The sequence below is a fragment of the Paenarthrobacter sp. AMU7 genome, assembly GCF_041200195.1.
Taxonomy (GTDB): Bacteria; Actinomycetota; Actinomycetes; order Actinomycetales; family Micrococcaceae; genus Arthrobacter.
The window spans coordinates 4,733,655-4,749,271 of the sequence record NZ_CP165735.1; the positions used below are offsets into that span (position 1 = coordinate 4,733,655).

Genomic DNA, 15,617 nt, shown 5'->3' on the forward strand with positions numbered 1-15,617 from the left:
TTGAACACCGCCCGGATTAAACGGTGACGTTCAGGGCGGCCGTATAACCGCCGGCAACCGAGCCGGATATAGTCGCGAGTTGGTATATACCCCCATCGTCGCCAAAGACATTGTCCGAGGTCAGCGTGGTGTTGGGGAAGTTTCGGGCGCTGGACTCGTAGCCCGCGGTTGCGTAGACCGCTTTGCATGCCGCCTCTGTGAGGGCGATCTGCGAGACAGCCAACACCTGCCCGGCAGCAGTGGTGTTGCTCATCGATTCGAATACCTCAAAGTGAATATGTGGCCAGCGGCCGTTGTACGCGCCTGGGTAGATGGTGCTGAAGGTCAACTGGCCGTTGGCGTCAGCCTCCTGTACACCCCTCAAATAGTTCTGGTCCTCCAGGCCCGAATCGTAGAGGGAGTACTTGCCGTTCTGGTCGCAATGCCAGACGTACACTGCAGCACCAGCCAGCGGTGAGCAGCCATTGGCGTTGTCCAGGAGTGTCAGGGTCACCGTGAGGGGTACGCCCTCGGCCGTAGTGGTGGACGTTCCGAAACTGGACCTGATGTCCCGGCGGACCACCCCGGAGGCCTCCAGTACGTTGGGGCCATTGGAGCCATCTCCCGGGTAGGGCCCGAGCGTCTCCTCAGGGATCTCGACGCCGCATTCAGCAAATGCCCGGGTCACCGTGCTGGTGGCGGACGCTGTTGGCGATGCGGCCGCCGTCGTACCTTCCGTAGCCGTTGCTGCGGCCGGGGCGCTGGAAGTGCTCGACGACGATGTGCCGCTGACATCCGAACCGGGCGTGCAGGCTGCGAGGGCGGCCGCAGTCCCGGCGCCGAAGAGCACACCCAAAGTGCGTCGCCGGCTCAGGAGTGTGGAGAGGTCGAATTCGAGTCCGCGATCGTGGTTGGGATGGGGAGTAGTCATGTCTCCATGTAACGCGTGCGTCCTGTGCCTTGTACATGGGAAGGCTGTGGGGGGACTGTGCAAATCCGACATCGTGTGCAGTATAAACATTTCTATATGCTTGTAATGCCCGTCACATCGTGGCACGATGGCTCAACGGACATAATGACGGAAGGTCACTCGCTATGAACATTGAATTGAAACCAGTGCGAAAGCTTCGAATTCACTGGCCCATTCCCGTGGAAACCATGAAGCAAATGGCCGCTGGCGACCTTGGCGCCCTTGAGTCTGATGAAGGCATTGCCTCCCTGCTGAACGAACTGCAGTCGGCCCCCGAGCTGGGCGGCTTCGGCAACTACCACCACGTCTTCGAGTCCTCCGCGGGTTTCGAGGGATTCACCGTAGCTGAGGGGGCCAAGCCCACTCTCGGCGCTGTAGGCCAGCGGACCATCTCGCCTACTTTTGTGTTCACCACCTACTTCGACGATTCCCTCGACTACCGGACTGTCCAGGAGTTGGTGCAACGGATTGTCGACATCCACCCGTGGGAAGTCCCTGTCATCGAGGTCTCGGGTCCGCTCAGTGTCTCCAGCAGCTCCACCGTCCACGCCGAAGCGCGGGTGGCATCATGAGCTCGCCCCTTTGGCAGGAACTGGCACCCCTTCTCCGCAACAGGACATTTACGGACCTGACACACGCCTTTCATCCCGGCCAGCCGCATTTTCCGGCCTTTCCCGACGAAGACAGGGAAACCCTCTTCGATCTGGAAAAGGGAGACGGGTTTACAGCCCACAGATACTCGATTGTGGGCCAGTGGGGTACGCACGTTGATCCGCCGTCGCATTTTGTCCTGGGCGGCCGGACGCTCGACCAACTGCCCGTGGAGGACATGATCCTGCCGTTGGTTGTCCTGGACATCAGCGACCGCGTCGCGGCCGATCCGGATGCTACCCCCACTGTGGAGGACGTCCTGGGCTGGGAGGCGAGGAACGGGGACATCCCCGCCGGGTCGTTCGTGGCCCTGCGCACGGGCTGGAGCCGCCGCTGGCCGGACAGTACAGCCATGGCGAACGTCGACGAAGCCGGGATCAGCCATACTCCCGGATGGTCGCGGGAAGTTTTGGAGTACCTGGTCGAAAAACGAGCCGTCAGCGCAATCGGCCATGAACAGACAGACACCGACCCCGGCATGGCCACGTCGCGGCAGGATTTCAGCCTGGAAACTTACATCCTGGCCCAGGACAAGTGGCAGATAGAGCTTCTTGCCGCTCTGGACCACCTTCCGGAGGCCGGTGCAGCCTTGGTGGCTACGTGGGCAAAGCCGCTCGAGGGCAGTGGTTTCCCGGCCAGGGTCTTCTCCATCCACTGACTCCGGCCGTCCTGTGATGCCGGCTGTGACGCCGGGCTGTAATGCCGACGCAAGCCACGGTAGCTAGAATCGATCCATGTCAAAGACCTCCAGCATGGGCCGCGGCATGATGGCCCTTCTTGCGGTGGGGGCGCGTCATGCGGAAGGTTTCGACGGCGGTACGGTAGCCGACGTCGCAGCCCGCCTCGGCAAAGACCGCAGCCAGGTATCACGAAGCCTGAAGGGTGCGCAGCAGGAAGGCTTCCTGACACGTTCGGACCAACGCGAGTACAGCCTGGATTGGTCCATCCTGACGGACGCCCAACTTGTCACAGAACAACGGCTGAAGACCGATGGCCTCACGGCCTTGGAAGGATTGGCCACCGAAACCAACGAGGCCTGCTTTTTGGGCGTACTGAGCGGAAACAGTACGGTCACCATTGGCGAGCAAGTTCCCGAGAGCGCAAACCTTGTGGGCTCCTGGTTGGGCCGCCCCTACCCTGCCTACTGCAGTGACGCCGGCCAGGCGCTCCTGTGGGATGCCCCGGACACGGAAATCCGGAAAATCTTCAGCACAGTAGAGTTCGTGAGGCATGGCCCCAACACTCCGGTTTCCGTGGATGATTTCCTGGAACGGCTCAACAAAGCCCGCGTCCGCGGATACTCGATTGTTGATGAAGAAGCCGAACCCGGCCTCTACTCATTGTCCGCGCCCATCCGCGACTTCAAGGGAGATGTTGCCGCGGCCCTGCAAATCGTTGGGCCAAAACATCGCGTGGAGCCCCAGCGGGAAGCCTTCGCCGTGGCTCTCGGTTCCTGGCGGACATGGCTCGAGTCCAGGGTTGGCGGAGGCGTACGCCAGTTCGACGCCTAAGGTTCCAGGACCGGCCTGCCGCTGAGCCGTTGGGCGCTGGAGTGAAGGACAGCGGCGATCTCCGGGGCAGCGGACTCCACGGTGGACTGGCTTCCCAGCACGCTGAGGGCCGCGATGATCCGGCCATCCACAGTCCGAACGGGGACGGCGAGCTCCCAAACGCCATGTTCAAATTCTTCAGCAGCGAGAACAAAGCCCCGTGGCCTGTCGCGCTCCATCAAATCGGCGACCTCTGGGGCGGTGTGCGCGGCGGCGGGTCCGCCTACGCCGATGAAGTTAACGTCCCTAAGTAAGGAACCGATGTCCTTGGGCGAGTGGTCCCACAGCAAGGCCCGCCCCGAACCCGTGCACCACACCGGGGTGACCATGCCGGGTTTGGCGAACCCACCAAGAACAGAGTTGTTGGTGGACGAACGCAGCAAAAGAACACGGACACCTTCCCGAACGGACAGCCGGGACCGCAGTCCGAACGCGGACACCAGTTCTTCAAGTTCCGCAGGTGACTTCTGAACCCACGTACTGTTCAGGGAGGCTGCGAGGCTGAAGAACCGCGGTCCTGTGCGGAAGGGGCCACGGTCCACCCGTTCCAGCAGTCCAAGATCACACAATTCCTGGGCCAGTCGGGAGACCCGGCTTTGCTCCATGTCCAGTCCGGCAGCCAGCTGCGAGACACCCAAAAGTTGGCGTCCCTGCTTTTCGCGGTCCGTGACCATACGGACAAGGCGAAGACCCTGGCCCAGGGATGACGCCTCCGGTGACACCTCCACGAATCCGCTCCTTCCACCAAGCGTTCACGCCATTCTCACACGGTGGCGTCCGCTGCAAGGACACGGGCCCTGTTGGCCCACACAGTGTAGAGGTCAGCGAGTATTGCGGCATTCGCCGCTTCAAGTTCCCCGACCGTGATTTTTCCGCCGTCCTGCCCACCGAAGAGGACCACCTCGTCCCCTGGCCGGACATCCCTCACCGAGGAGACGTCCACAACCATGGAGTTCATGGAGATGATGTCCACCACCGGCACCCGCTGTCCACGGACCAGCACATTTCCCCTCCGGCCAAGTGAGCGTCGATACCCATCGCCGTAGCCCACGGTGACTGTGGCGAGGCGCGAATCCGTGGCAAGAGTATGGGTGAGCCCGTATCCCACGCCGCTTCCAGCCGGGTAGCCGTTGACGGACCCGATCCTGGCTTTGAAGGTCATGCACCGTTGGAACATGGCGTGCCCAGGATCCGAATCACCGTAGAGTGCAGCACCTGTGCGCACCATGTCCAACCAGGCCGTGGGGACGTTCAGGGCCGCAAAGGAGTTGGCGGCATGCAGCAGGACATCGCGCCGGGGTATCCCCGCCTCGTGAAGGATTGCATGCGATTCGGATTTGAAGCGGCTCAGGGCGTGCTTCACATGGTCAACGTCGTCCTGTGGAAAGTGCGTCATGATGCCAGCGAGCTCCAACTGCGGATGACTGACGATTCCCACTGCGGAGGCCCGTCCCAATGGTGAGGACACATCGAGGCTGTGACGGCTGATTCCCGAGGAATTGATGTCCAAGTGCACACGCAGCGTCCGCTCCTCCGCTGCGGCGATCCTGCTCATTTCCCACGCACTCTGTGGATCGGCAACAAGTTCCTCGATCCCGTGGGCCAGGCCGGCCCTGATCTCCTGCGGTGCCGCGGCCCGGATCCGTAACAGCCTCCCGTTGAACCCATGAGCCCGGGCAAGCCCTGCTTCTGCGTTGGTGCCAATCCCTATGTACGGAACTCCGGACGCCACCAGGAACGGCAGCAACAAGTCCGCACCGTGCCCGTAGGCGTCGGATTTGATCACGGCGCACAACAGAGCCTTGCCTTGGAGCATGGCCAGCATGGACCGGACATTTGCGTCGAAGGTGGTGCCGTCAATCTCAAGCCAACTGGATAGATTGTCCGTCGCCGCAGAAAGTTCTTCATTCGCGGTCATTGTGTTTCCCCCGGAAATGGCGACACGGCCGGGCATGAAGCCCAGCCGTGACGCATGGCCAACCTCGAATCAGACCAAACGCCTCGCCTTGGCCTTCGGGCCGTAGCGGAAGTGGAAGAACAGGTAGCACGCCGCAACGAACGGAACCCCAAAATACAGCGCAGCGATCTGGGTGGGGTCGAAGGCTATGCCAATCAGGGATACCACGCAGAGGGTGAAAGCCAGGATGGGCAGGACCGGGAAGAAGGGGGCTTTGTAGGCCAGATCAGCCACCTTTCCGCCATTCCGGATGAATGCCCTCCGGTGGAAGAAATGTGAGGCAGTGATGGACATCCAGACTCCCACCACCGCGAATCCGGCAATGGACACCAGGGCCAGGTAGACGGTCTCCGGTGCAGCCACACTGCTGACCAGGGACGCCAGCCCGCCCACCATGCTGACGGAAAGGGCGACCAGGGGTATTCCGCGACGGGTCAGCTTCTTGAGTGCCCTGGGGCCATGTCCTTCATCGGCCAGTGAATAGAGCATTCGTGCACAGGAGAACAATCCGCTGTTCCCCGCTGACAACAGCGCGGTGATGATGACAAAGTTCATGATGTCCGCCGCGAACGGGATGCCCACAGAGGAGAAAACCGTGACGAACGGGCTTTCATCCAAACCAACTTGCTCGTAAGGGACAGTCGCAGCGATGACGGCAATGGCGCCCACAAAGAAGATCAGGAGTCGGATGACCGTGCTGCGCATGGCCTTGGGGATGTTTTTTGCAGGGTCCTTGGTCTCTCCAGCCGCAACGCCGATCAGTTCAGAGCCGGAGAAGGCATAGAAGACGGCCAGGGCGGTGACCAGGACCCCGGTGAAACCGTTGGGGAAGAGGCCACCTGAGGTATTGAAGTTCTCAAAGAGGAAAGGGTGGTTGCCAGACTCTGCGAGGGGCTGGAAGCCAAACAGTGCGGCCCCGCCGAAGACGATCAACGCGATGATCGCCCCCACTTTGACGATGGAGAACCAGAACTCGGATTCCCCGAAGAACTTGGAGGAGAAAGCGTTGAAGCCGAAGAGGATGGCAGCGAAGACGAGGCACCACACCCAGACCTCAACATCGGGGAACCATCGCTGCATGAGCAAGCCTGAGGCTGTGAACTCAGATCCGATGGCCACGGCCCAGCAAAGCCAGTACAGCCAGGCCGTAGCAAAGCCGGTTGCCGGGCCGATCGAGCGGGACGCGTAGATGTGGAAAGCGCCGGAGACGGGGTAGGCAATGGCGAGTTCGCCAAGGCAGGCCATCACCAAATAGACCACGAAGGCGCCCACCAAGTAGGCGATCACGGCCCCCAGCGGGCCCGCTTGCGAGATGGTGTAGCCCGAACTCAGGAAGAGACCTGAACCGATCACACCTCCCATCGCGATCATGATCAGGTGCCGTGGTCCCATGGAGCGGCGCAACCCGGGTTCCGGCGAAGCCAAGGGTGCATCGGCTGGATGATCCAGTTTCAGGGGTGTAGAAGATTCCATGTCTTGTCTCCGTTAAGTGACAGGTGCGAACGGTACGCCGAGGACTTCCGGGGCGGGGAGCCGTGGGGGCGCTTGTAGTGACGAAGGTAACACAGATCGTGTGACTTTAGTCATTAAAAACATTTGTGAATGCGAATAACGCACACTTTGCACCACGGGCATGACGATGTGACCGTTTACTGGTCAGAATGCCCCACCAAGGAGACAGCGCTTGAAACCCGCCGGAACCAGGTGATCCCTACTGCGAAGCCCGTCGGATGACGTTGGACAAGGTCATTGCTGTCACGGTGTCGCTTACTCCGGGGAGGGCAGCGATCTGCTCCCAGATCTCCTGGACGCGGCCGAGGGATCGCGCTTCGACACGGACGATGAGGTCAAAGTCGCCACTGAGAACATCGCACAGGACTACTTCCGGAATCGATCGGAGTTCGTTCAGGACGTCGGCCCCCCGCATCCTGTCCTTGCGGTAAACCATCAGGAAGGCCGAAACCAAGGATTCTGCATCCACTCCCGCTACCACTGTGTAGCCCTGGATATAGCCCTGCCGTTCCATGCGGTCGATCCGCTGCCGCACCGCATTCCTGGACAGAAGTACCTTGCCGGCGAGTTCGGCGTGAGGGACGCGGGCATTCTTGGTCAGTTCCGCGAGGATCCTTTGATCGATGCCGTCCAGACCAGCCCGCTCCATGCGTCCCTTTCCACCTACCCTGCAGGGACACCAGCCCCTGCCTCGGCCGAAAGGCCACGAAGGAAATGATACTTCCACAAGTCCCTGAGGCGTTTGCCCGCGCTCAGTAATCAGGGTTGCTCGGCACCACAAGCCCGGTCTCGTAGGCGTAAACCACCACCTGCACCCGGTCCCGCAACTGGAGCTTGCTCAGGATCCGGCGGACGTGGGTCTTGACGGTTGCCTCGGAGAGGAAGAACTTATGGGCGATCTCCGCGTTGGACAGGCCCTCGGCAATGGTGGTGAGAATCTCGGTTTCGCGTGGCGTGAGATCGTCGAGCAACGGGTCCCGGTGGGGAGTTGGAGTCTGCCCGGGGAGCGCGCCTCCACGAACATAAGTTTCCAGGAGCCGTTGTGTCACTCGCGGAGCAACCACAGCATCGCCGCTGGCCACGAGGCGCACGGCGTGGACCAATTCCGAGGGTGCAACGTCCTTGAGCAGGAAGGCGGAGGCACCGGCCTGCAACCCGGTGAAGGCATACTCATCGAGGTCGAAGGTAGTAAGGATGATGACCCGCGCCTCCGACCCGGAGTCCGAGATTCGACGCGTTGCCTCAATCCCGTCCATGGCGGGCATCCGCACGTCCATCAGGATCACATCCGGCGCGAGTGCTTCTACTTGGCGCACGGCTTCGATGCCATCGGACGCCTCACCAACTACGTTGAAGTCGTCCTCGCCTTCCAGAATGAGCCGGAAGCCCATCCGAAGCAGTGGTTGATCATCCACGAGCAGCACTTTGATGATGTCTTCTGTCATGATTCCCCCTTGTCGCCGGCCCAGCGGAGCTCGGCGTGAACTGCCCAGCCTCCCCTTTTACTGGGCCCGGCAGTAACGATTCCAGCATAAATTCCGGCGCGTTCATTCATCCCCGCGATGCCTTGCCCGGTGCCCAGGCTGCCCACGGGTTCGCTGCCGCCCTCCACGGTTCCGCGGCCGTCGTCGTGCACGTCAATGGTGACCAGATCGGCGTCCCGCGCCACCTGGACGTCAACGCGGCTCAGTGAGCGGCCGTACCGCAGGACGTTGGTCAGCGACTCCTGCACAATCCGGTAGACGGTGAGTTCAAAGGCGGGATCGGCCGGTAATCCAGGGCCTGTGTGCGCATAATGCAGCGGCAGACCCGCGGTCCGGAAACCATCCAGGAGCTTCGAGAGGTTGTGCCCGGATTCCAGGGGCGTGAGCGGTGCCGGCCGCCCCGAGTCGTCGCGAAGGACGCCCAGCACGCGGCGCATGTCGGCCAAGGCCGTCCTGCCAGTCCGGGACAATTCGCCCAGGACCTCAGCGGCGCGCTCCGGATTCTTCCTAACCACCACGGCAGCGCCGTCCGACAGGCTGACCATCACCGTCAGGGAGTGTGCCACGACGTCATGCATTTCGCGGGCGATCCTGTTCCGTTCGGTCACCTTGCCCAGATGGGTGGTGCGGGCTGCCCACGCAGCGATCTCGGCCTCATGCTCCCGCCGCTGGCGTACGGAAATACCAATGCCGGTCGCCAGGAGGTTGGACAACATGATGGTCACCGCGGTGGCGATGTTGTTGATCAGGTGGAAGTTCTCCGGGACTTCCTGCAGGGTGTCCATGCCGCTGGGAATCGTCCACATGAACAGATAAAGCAGGCTCAGGGGCAGGCTCGCGGCAACAAACACCACCAAAGCGAGGCTGCGCTTCCTGATGGATGCCACGGCGTACAGCGCAAACCAAAGGCCCGCTGAGACGTTGGAACCCCACGGGTTCAAGATGGCGGCGGCAACCTCCAGAAGGACGACGGCGGCCACCACTTGAAGCGGGTACCGGCGCCTGAACATCAGTACGGCCGCGATCATCAGCAGCAGGGCCACCACCAGCCACTTGCCCTCGGCGATGGAAGTGATGATGGTGGGCAGGGCCAGGAGTACGTAGCAGAGGACCACCACGGCATCCATGGCGCGGGGGCGCTCGTAGAAGTAGCGCCGGATGCGGCCCCTGCGGCGCTGGGTGATTTCAGCGAAGGACGCGTCCACCGTAACGGTGGACGCGTCCTTCACCTGTGGAGCTTCAGTCATGGATTGAGCCTAGACGGCAACCCGCCCTAGATGTCCCGCTTCTTCAGCAGGAGCATGGCCAGCGCAACCGGTACAACAACCCAGGCACCCAGGACCAGCGCGGCCTGCCACGCTTCCAGCGTTTCAGGAACATGCTCGACGGCGGTCATCGGGGTGATGGTGCTGGTAGGGAGGTACTTGTTGGCTTCCTTGAAGAAATCACCGGGGATGAGCTGGAAGGCAATCGGCGCAACGAACAGCAGCCCCACCAGGCTCATGATGCCGCCGGCAGAGTTCCGGACGATGGTTCCAAGCGCCATGCCGATGGCTGCTACTGCTGCCACGTAAAGGCTGTTGACCAAGAGGAGCTTGACGGACTGCGAGCTGCCCAGGTCCAGCTTGAGGTCGTAGTTGTCCACGATCGGGAGGGACACCAGGCCGGCAATGTAGATGGACACGGCCGTCAGCAGGAAGGCGCTGACCATGACCACGATGAGCTTGGCCAGGAACGGTGAGAGCCTCTTGGGGACGGCGGCAAATGTGGAGCGTGCCATGCCGGTGGTGAATTCGGAGCTCATCAGCAGGACACCCAAGGAGCCGAGGATGAGCTGGGCGAACGAGATGCCGGAAGTCGGAATGCTGACGGCCAGGTCCCCACCCTGGGCGGCCATGGCAGCCGCGGCTTCGGGATCGTTGGCAACCTGCTCAGCAAACTGCCCGGTTCCCCAAGCCGAGAGGGCGGCGAAACCCACCATCACCAAGGCTGTGGATGCCAGGAGGATCAAGGTGGACATCAGCGTGCGGAACTTGATGAATTCCGAGTTCAGCACGCGGTGGAATGCCGGTCCCGGACCGACGGAGTTGCGGATGGACTTACGGTCCATAGTGGTGGTGCTCATGTCTATTTCCCTCCGGCCTGGGCGGGAACCGAGGCCCCGGTGGTGATGTGCGAGTGGTATTCCACCTCGTCCTTGGTCAGTTCCATGTACGCCTCTTCCAGGCTTGCCTGGAGCGGAGTGAGCTCGTACACCATGACCTGGTTTTCAAGGGCGGTCCTGGCGATGCCCCGGGGGTCCAGTCCGGACACCTCGAGGAGTTCACGCTCGTGGACTTCCACGGAAACGCCGGTTCCGGCCAGGAGCTGCATGAGGCGTTCCGGCTGGTCGGTGCGGACACGGGTCCGCGCCTGGCCTTTACCGGTAATGATCTCGGCGATTGGCGCATCGGCAATGATCCTGCCGCGGCCGATCACGATCAGGTGGTCTGCCGTCAGCGCCATCTCGCTCATGAGGTGGCTCGAAAGGAAGACTGTGCGGCCCTCGGAGGCCAGGTACTTCACGAGGTTGCGGACCCACACCACGCCTTCAGGGTCCAGACCGTTGACGGGCTCGTCCAGGATGATGGTTTGCGGATCACCCAACAGCGCGGCGGCAATGCCGAGGCGCTGGCCCATTCCGAGCGAGAATCCCTTGACCTTCTTCTTCGCTACATCGCCCAGTCCGGTCATTTCAATGACTTCGCGGACCCTGCTCTTGGGGATGCTGTGCGTCGCTGCCATGGCGAGCAGGTGGTTGTAGGCGGTGCGGCTCGTGTGGACTGCCTTGGCGTCCAGGAGGGCGCCGATTTCGCGGAGCGGTGCTTTGTGCTGGGCGAACGGTTCACCGTTCACTGTCACAGAGCCCGACGACGGAGCGTCCAGCCCCATGATCATGCGCATGGTGGTGGACTTGCCGGCACCGTTCGGACCCAGGAAGCCGGTCACCCGTCCAGCCTGGACAGTGAAACTGACACCGCCGACGGCGGTCTTCTCGCCGTAGACCTTGGTCAGGCCTTTTGCTTCGATCATGGAAGCGTTCCCTCCTCGGAGCACATGAGTGTGCGGATGAGTTTTGAATGTACTCACCACGCTACTCATGGAGGGAACGAAAATCGCCGGTCTCAGGGATGATTCAGGGTTCAGTCAGGGTAGTCCTCGCGGATGACCCGCGCCGCTTCAGCCGACCGGGAGCGGCGAGTACACGCGCAGCTCGCGCGGTTTCACGGTGAAGGTGGCACTGCGAACCCCGGGCTTCGGTTCGCCGTCCACCGCCAGGACCAGCGGCTGCCCGATCGCCTCCACGGTGATGGTGGTGGCCTCGGTCAAATGGGTGACTTTGGAGGCGGCCACCGTGCCGGTCACTACCGCCCACAACAGACGTGCACGGGCGAACGGCTCATCCGCTGTGATCATCCGCAGATCGAAAACACCGTCGTCCAGCACAGGCCGGCGAAGCGGTGCGTGGTCGCTGGGATAGAACCTTCCCCGTCCCATATAGAGGATCCAGAGCTTGTGCTTAACCCCGTCCACGGTAAGCGTGGTGGGCGAATTCACTCCGAAGGTGCGCAGCGATGCCACCACGCTGGCCAGCGGCTTACCCATAGCCGGCTGCAGACGTTCCCGGCGACGAACCAGGTTCGGATACACGCCTACGCTGGCGGTGTTCAACATGGCCAGCTCCGTAGTTTCCGGGGCCTCGGGCAGGCCACGCTGCACCACTACATGCCCCAGGTCAACCGCGGCTGCCTGCCCCTTGGTTACCGCCTCGATGGCGTCGTCGATCGAGCTGGTGCCGAGGTCGCGGGCAAAGTGGTTGAGGGTTCCGCCGGGCAGCACAAGCAGCGGCAGTGAATATTCGACGGCGGCCGCGGCTGCGGTGCCAACGGTTCCGTCTCCACCCCACACGCCCAAGGCAACGGTGCCAGGCCGCGTGGCTGCGGCGTCAATTTCCGCGGCGACGTCGTCCCCCTCCGCGATTTCCCGTATATACGCTTTAGGGAATATAACCCTGAGAAGCTCCCCGGTTTCGGGGGAGTAGGACCCTCCAAGGACGTTGACCGCAATACTCAGCCCCTCGCCGTCGGCGATGGCGGGCGCCTCCGCAGGCGTTCGGCGGGGTGTTGGTTCTGCGGGCTTGGCAGGCCACCACCTGCGCGTCAGGAGCGCCGCGCCTGCTCCGAGGGCCGAACCGAAGACCACATCGGAAGGCCAATGGGCTCCCGTGTGAACACGGGAATAGGCCACACCTGCGGCCAGGGGCGCCAGCACTGCGCCGAGAGCCGGGGAAACCATCCCGGCACCCACTGCGAAAGCTACCGCAGAGGCAGAATGCCCGGAGGGCATTGATGAGCTGGTTGGCTGCGGGTTGACGAAGCGAAACAGCGGCAGGTGCTCAGGAAGCGGGCGTCGCCGGGGGAGTAAGCGCTTAAAGATGACGTTGGTGACGCCCGAAGCAACACCCAAGGCCAACACGCCATGAAGGGCCGCCCTGCGCGGCGTTCCCGGGAACGCGGACATGATTCCCGCAATCCCGAACCACAGCTTTCCCTTGGTGGCCGCGGACGAAAGCCTCCTGAAGAAGACATCGTGGTCACCTTGGGGCTGCCTGGAGACAGCCCTGACCAGAAAGTGGTCGAATCCTGCAACTCGTTTGGGGGCCTTGCCCACGAAGCCTCGCATTACTTCACAGTATCGCCTGCACACCCCCACCGGAGGGCTGCCCATGCCATACGCCTGCCGTGGCTACGATGAATGGATGATTCGTGTCCTGCTTCCCCGTCAACAGCCCGGGTGGCAATTGGTTGTCCCGGGCGTGCTGCTTCTCTGTGCCTTCATGGTCCCGGGCATCATGATCCTGGCAGGACAGGGCGAGCCTGCGTTCAATGGCGTTGACACCACGTGGCAGGCCTTCACCTTTACTCTCCAGTCACCCTTCTGGGACGGTGTGAACGCGGTGCTCAACTGGGCGGGTTACGCCGGGATCCTGGTGTTCCACGTGGTGCTCGCCCTTTCGCTCCTTGTCTGGCAACGCCCCATGGGGGCAGTCTTTGCCGCCACCTCCGGCATTACCGCACTGGCCCTCACCCAGCTGGCCAAAGCGGTGGTGGGTCGGGACAGGCCCCAGGACGCCCAGGTCCTCACGGATACCGGTTCATACCCCTCAGGGCATGTATCGACCACCACCACGTTCCTTATGGTGCTGGCCATCCTCGTGGGCCGCTGGTGGATGACCTTGCTGGCGGCCATGGGTGTCATCGCCATGATGGTCAGCCGCACGTACCTCTCGGCACATTGGCTCAGCGATGTCCTTGGCGGCGCCTGCCTTGCGGCCGGCGTCGTCCTCATTATGTGGTGGCGCTTCAGGGAAATATGCGTCAAAGAGAATGAACTGGCAGATGGCCGGACTATTTGGGCGGCAAAGGCTTCGCGACGCCGGCAAGCAGGAGAGCGAGCAGAATAGGCGCTCCGATGGCCAGCAATGCCAAGTGGATTCCGGTGTGGTCGCCCAAGTAACCCAAGAGGGGTGGACCAGCCAGGAAGGCGACATAGCCGATGGTGGAAACCACGGAAACCCGTGCAGCGGCATGCTTGGGGTCGTCCGCAGCGGCTGACATGCCCATGGGGAAGGCCAGCGCCGCACCGATGCCCCACAAAGCCGCACCAACGCCGGCCAGGATGACGTTGCCGGCGAAGACAAACAGCGCCAGGCCCACGGCCGCTGCCGCCATGCTGGCCCGCAGGACGCTCACGCGGCCAAACGTGTCGATCGCTTTGCCACCGAAGAACCGCATGATGGTCATCGCCAGGACGAAGAGTGCGAACAGCAGCGCACCCGTGGATTCCGAAGCACCAAGCCCGTCCACGGCAGCCTTCGCGATCCAGTCGTTGCCCGCGCCTTCGGTCAAGGTGGCACCCAGGACTACGACGCCGATCAGCAGCGTCCTGCCATCCCGCCAAGCCGAAGGTCCCTTCGCAACCGGACCGCCGTCGTCGTGAACTTCTGCGGCTTCATGCGGAAGGAAGTACTTAGGGACCGTCAGCGCCAAGGCAACGGCAATGGCTGCGATAACCAGCAAGTGTTGGGGGAGACCGACGCCAAGCTGTGAGAGGCCAGCGCCAATCAGTGCGCCAAGGAAAGCACCGCCGGAGAAGGCAGCGTGGAACTGGGGCATGATGGTGCGCTTGAGCCGGTGCTCAACGTCGGCGCCTTCAATGTTCTGGGCAACGTCCCACAAACCGATGCCGATACCGAAGAAGAACAGGGCAATTGCCGTGGCCGGCACTGAGGCGGCCATCAGGGAGAAAGCAATTCCTGCGCCCGCAGCTCCCGCCACGATGCCCGCCACACGAACCGTATTCGCCGTGCCGATCCTGCCCACAACCCAGCCGGCCGACGGCAGCGCCAGCAAGGATCCGACGGCGGTGCAGAGCAGCAGGGTGCCCATCTGACCGGACGTCAGGCTGAGCGCCTCCGTCACTGCCGGAATGCGTGCAGCCCAGCTGGCAAATACCAACCCGTTCATGCCGAAGATCAGGAACGTCGCCACCGCCGCGGCATTGACGTTGGTGCTGCTTCTGGTGTTGGTGGTCATGCAATCACAACTTCCACGGAGAGTTTATTGAGCCGGGCGAGATCTTCTGGGGAGGGTTTTTGGTCGGTCACGATCACGTCCACGGCGTCCATGGCTGCGACCAAAGCTACTGCACTGGCATTCCATTTGCTGCCTGCGGAGGCCACGATCACGCGCGCTGCGGATTCAAGGCCGGCGCGTTTCACGGCCGCATCATCAAGGTCGTGGGCCAGCAGTCCGTCCTTGAGGTTGAGGGCACACGGGGTCACGACGGCGGTGTCGAACCTGAGCGAGCGGATGTTGGCTTCGGCCATGGGTCCCCGGAAAGACTGCTCGCCCGGGATCAGGCTGCCGCCGGGAAGGATGAGCTGCGGCGTCCGGCCGGAATGGGGCCCTGTCATGGCCTCGACGCCGTGGAGGGACATGGGCATCACCGTCAGTTCCCGCTTGCCCAACCGGCGCGCGATCTCCGTGGCAGTGGATCCACTGTCCAGCCACACATGCTCGCGGTCGTTGATGAGTCCGTCAACAGCCTCAGCAATGCGCGTCTTGGCTTGGTGGTCTTCCAATTCACGTTGGCCGTAGCCGGGGTTGTCTCCGCGTGCCAGCAAGCTGCGGGCGCCACCGTGGATGCGTTTTAGCACTCCGTTGGCAGCAAGGATCTCCAGGTCACGGCGGATCGTGGCGCCCGATGCTCCTGTGGCGTCCACGAGCTCATCCACGGTGGCTTGTTCGCGCGTGCGCAGCAGCTCGCCAATGAGCCGGTGGCGGTCAGCAGTTCCCATGCATCAACGGTAGCAATGATTGCTCACTTAATCATCATTGCTGATCATTTGCTCACCAACGCTCTCTCACATCCCATGGCTGAAAGCGGAACGCTCCTGCAGCAAGTGCAAGAGC

16 protein-coding genes are annotated in these 15,617 nt (G+C 62.5%); 4 read left to right on the forward strand and 12 right to left on the reverse strand.

What is annotated here, in order from left to right; all coding sequences use genetic code 11:
- Positions 1 to 16: 16 nt before the first annotated feature.
- The gene (locus tag ABQM86_RS21890) at positions 17 to 910 is read right to left on the reverse strand and encodes an intradiol ring-cleavage dioxygenase (protein ID WP_369745573.1); all 894 of its coding nucleotides are present in this window, start codon (positions 908 to 910) and stop codon (positions 17 to 19) included.
- A gap of 164 nt (positions 911 to 1,074) precedes the next feature.
- Between ABQM86_RS21890 and ABQM86_RS21895 the strand changes: the two genes are divergently transcribed.
- From ABQM86_RS21895 to ABQM86_RS21905, 3 genes are all read left to right on the forward strand, one after another.
- Positions 1,075 to 1,521: a hypothetical protein gene (locus ABQM86_RS21895; protein ID WP_369745574.1), complete on the forward strand. Its 447-nt coding sequence runs from the start codon at positions 1,075 to 1,077 to the stop codon at positions 1,519 to 1,521.
- Positions 1,518 to 2,258, forward strand: a complete 741-nt coding sequence (locus ABQM86_RS21900) for a cyclase family protein (protein WP_369745575.1) — start codon at positions 1,518 to 1,520, stop codon at positions 2,256 to 2,258. Before ABQM86_RS21895 ends, ABQM86_RS21900 begins: the two co-directional genes overlap by 4 nt.
- A gap of 76 nt (positions 2,259 to 2,334) precedes the next feature.
- A complete protein-coding gene (locus tag ABQM86_RS21905; RefSeq protein WP_280625145.1) occupies positions 2,335 to 3,111 on the forward strand; it encodes an IclR family transcriptional regulator in 777 nt (258 codons plus the stop codon).
- Here ABQM86_RS21905 and ABQM86_RS21910 read toward each other — a convergent pair.
- From ABQM86_RS21910 to ABQM86_RS21950, 9 genes are all read right to left on the reverse strand, one after another.
- Positions 3,108 to 3,878, reverse strand: coding sequence for an IclR family transcriptional regulator (locus ABQM86_RS21910; RefSeq protein WP_369745576.1), 771 nt, complete (start codon positions 3,876 to 3,878; stop codon positions 3,108 to 3,110). The two genes, ABQM86_RS21905 and ABQM86_RS21910, sit on opposite strands and share 4 nt — an antisense overlap.
- A 35-nt stretch (positions 3,879 to 3,913) precedes the next feature.
- Positions 3,914 to 5,068 carry an alanine racemase gene (alr, locus tag ABQM86_RS21915; RefSeq protein WP_369745577.1) on the reverse strand — a complete coding sequence of 385 codons (1,155 nt, stop codon included), beginning with the start codon at positions 5,066 to 5,068 and terminating at the stop codon, positions 3,914 to 3,916.
- A 69-nt stretch (positions 5,069 to 5,137) separates the two neighbouring features.
- Entirely contained in the window at positions 5,138 to 6,580 is a 1,443-nt protein-coding gene (locus tag ABQM86_RS21920) for an amino acid permease (protein ID WP_369745578.1), read from the reverse strand.
- A 238-nt stretch (positions 6,581 to 6,818) separates the two neighbouring features.
- Positions 6,819 to 7,268 (reverse strand): Lrp/AsnC family transcriptional regulator, encoded by a 450-nt coding sequence (locus ABQM86_RS21925; protein WP_207595558.1) that lies wholly within the window; start codon positions 7,266 to 7,268, stop codon positions 6,819 to 6,821.
- Between the two features lie 103 nt (positions 7,269 to 7,371).
- Positions 7,372 to 8,064: a response regulator transcription factor gene (locus ABQM86_RS21930; protein ID WP_207595559.1), complete on the reverse strand. Its 693-nt coding sequence runs from the start codon at positions 8,062 to 8,064 to the stop codon at positions 7,372 to 7,374.
- A complete protein-coding gene (locus ABQM86_RS21935) occupies positions 8,061 to 9,350 on the reverse strand; it encodes a sensor histidine kinase (protein WP_280625157.1) in 1,290 nt (429 codons plus the stop codon). Before ABQM86_RS21935 ends, ABQM86_RS21930 begins: the two co-directional genes overlap by 4 nt.
- A 26-nt stretch (positions 9,351 to 9,376) precedes the next feature.
- Entirely contained in the window at positions 9,377 to 10,228 is an 852-nt protein-coding gene (locus tag ABQM86_RS21940; RefSeq protein WP_369745579.1) for an ABC transporter permease, read from the reverse strand.
- 2 nt (positions 10,229 to 10,230) lie between these two features.
- The gene (locus ABQM86_RS21945) at positions 10,231 to 11,175 is read right to left on the reverse strand and encodes an ABC transporter ATP-binding protein (RefSeq protein ID WP_280625159.1); all 945 of its coding nucleotides are present in this window, start codon (positions 11,173 to 11,175) and stop codon (positions 10,231 to 10,233) included.
- A gap of 147 nt (positions 11,176 to 11,322) precedes the next feature.
- Positions 11,323 to 12,825, reverse strand: a complete 1,503-nt coding sequence (locus ABQM86_RS21950; protein ID WP_369745580.1) for a bifunctional phosphatase PAP2/diacylglycerol kinase family protein — start codon at positions 12,823 to 12,825, stop codon at positions 11,323 to 11,325.
- A 76-nt stretch (positions 12,826 to 12,901) separates the two neighbouring features.
- Here ABQM86_RS21950 and ABQM86_RS21955 point away from each other — a divergent pair, with 76 nt between their 5' ends.
- The gene (locus ABQM86_RS21955; RefSeq protein ID WP_369745581.1) at positions 12,902 to 13,606 is read left to right on the forward strand and encodes a phosphatase PAP2 family protein; all 705 of its coding nucleotides are present in this window, start codon (positions 12,902 to 12,904) and stop codon (positions 13,604 to 13,606) included.
- On the opposite strand, the gene ABQM86_RS21960 is transcribed toward ABQM86_RS21955, so the two are convergent.
- Together ABQM86_RS21960 and ABQM86_RS21965 are read right to left on the reverse strand one after the other, a co-directional pair.
- Positions 13,551 to 14,738 (reverse strand): MFS transporter, encoded by a 1,188-nt coding sequence (locus ABQM86_RS21960; RefSeq protein WP_369745582.1) that lies wholly within the window; start codon positions 14,736 to 14,738, stop codon positions 13,551 to 13,553. The two genes, ABQM86_RS21955 and ABQM86_RS21960, sit on opposite strands and share 56 nt — an antisense overlap.
- Positions 14,735 to 15,502, reverse strand: a complete 768-nt coding sequence (locus ABQM86_RS21965; protein ID WP_280625167.1) for a DeoR/GlpR family DNA-binding transcription regulator — start codon at positions 15,500 to 15,502, stop codon at positions 14,735 to 14,737. Before ABQM86_RS21965 ends, ABQM86_RS21960 begins: the two co-directional genes overlap by 4 nt.
- Between the last annotated feature and the right edge of the window lie 115 nt (positions 15,503 to 15,617).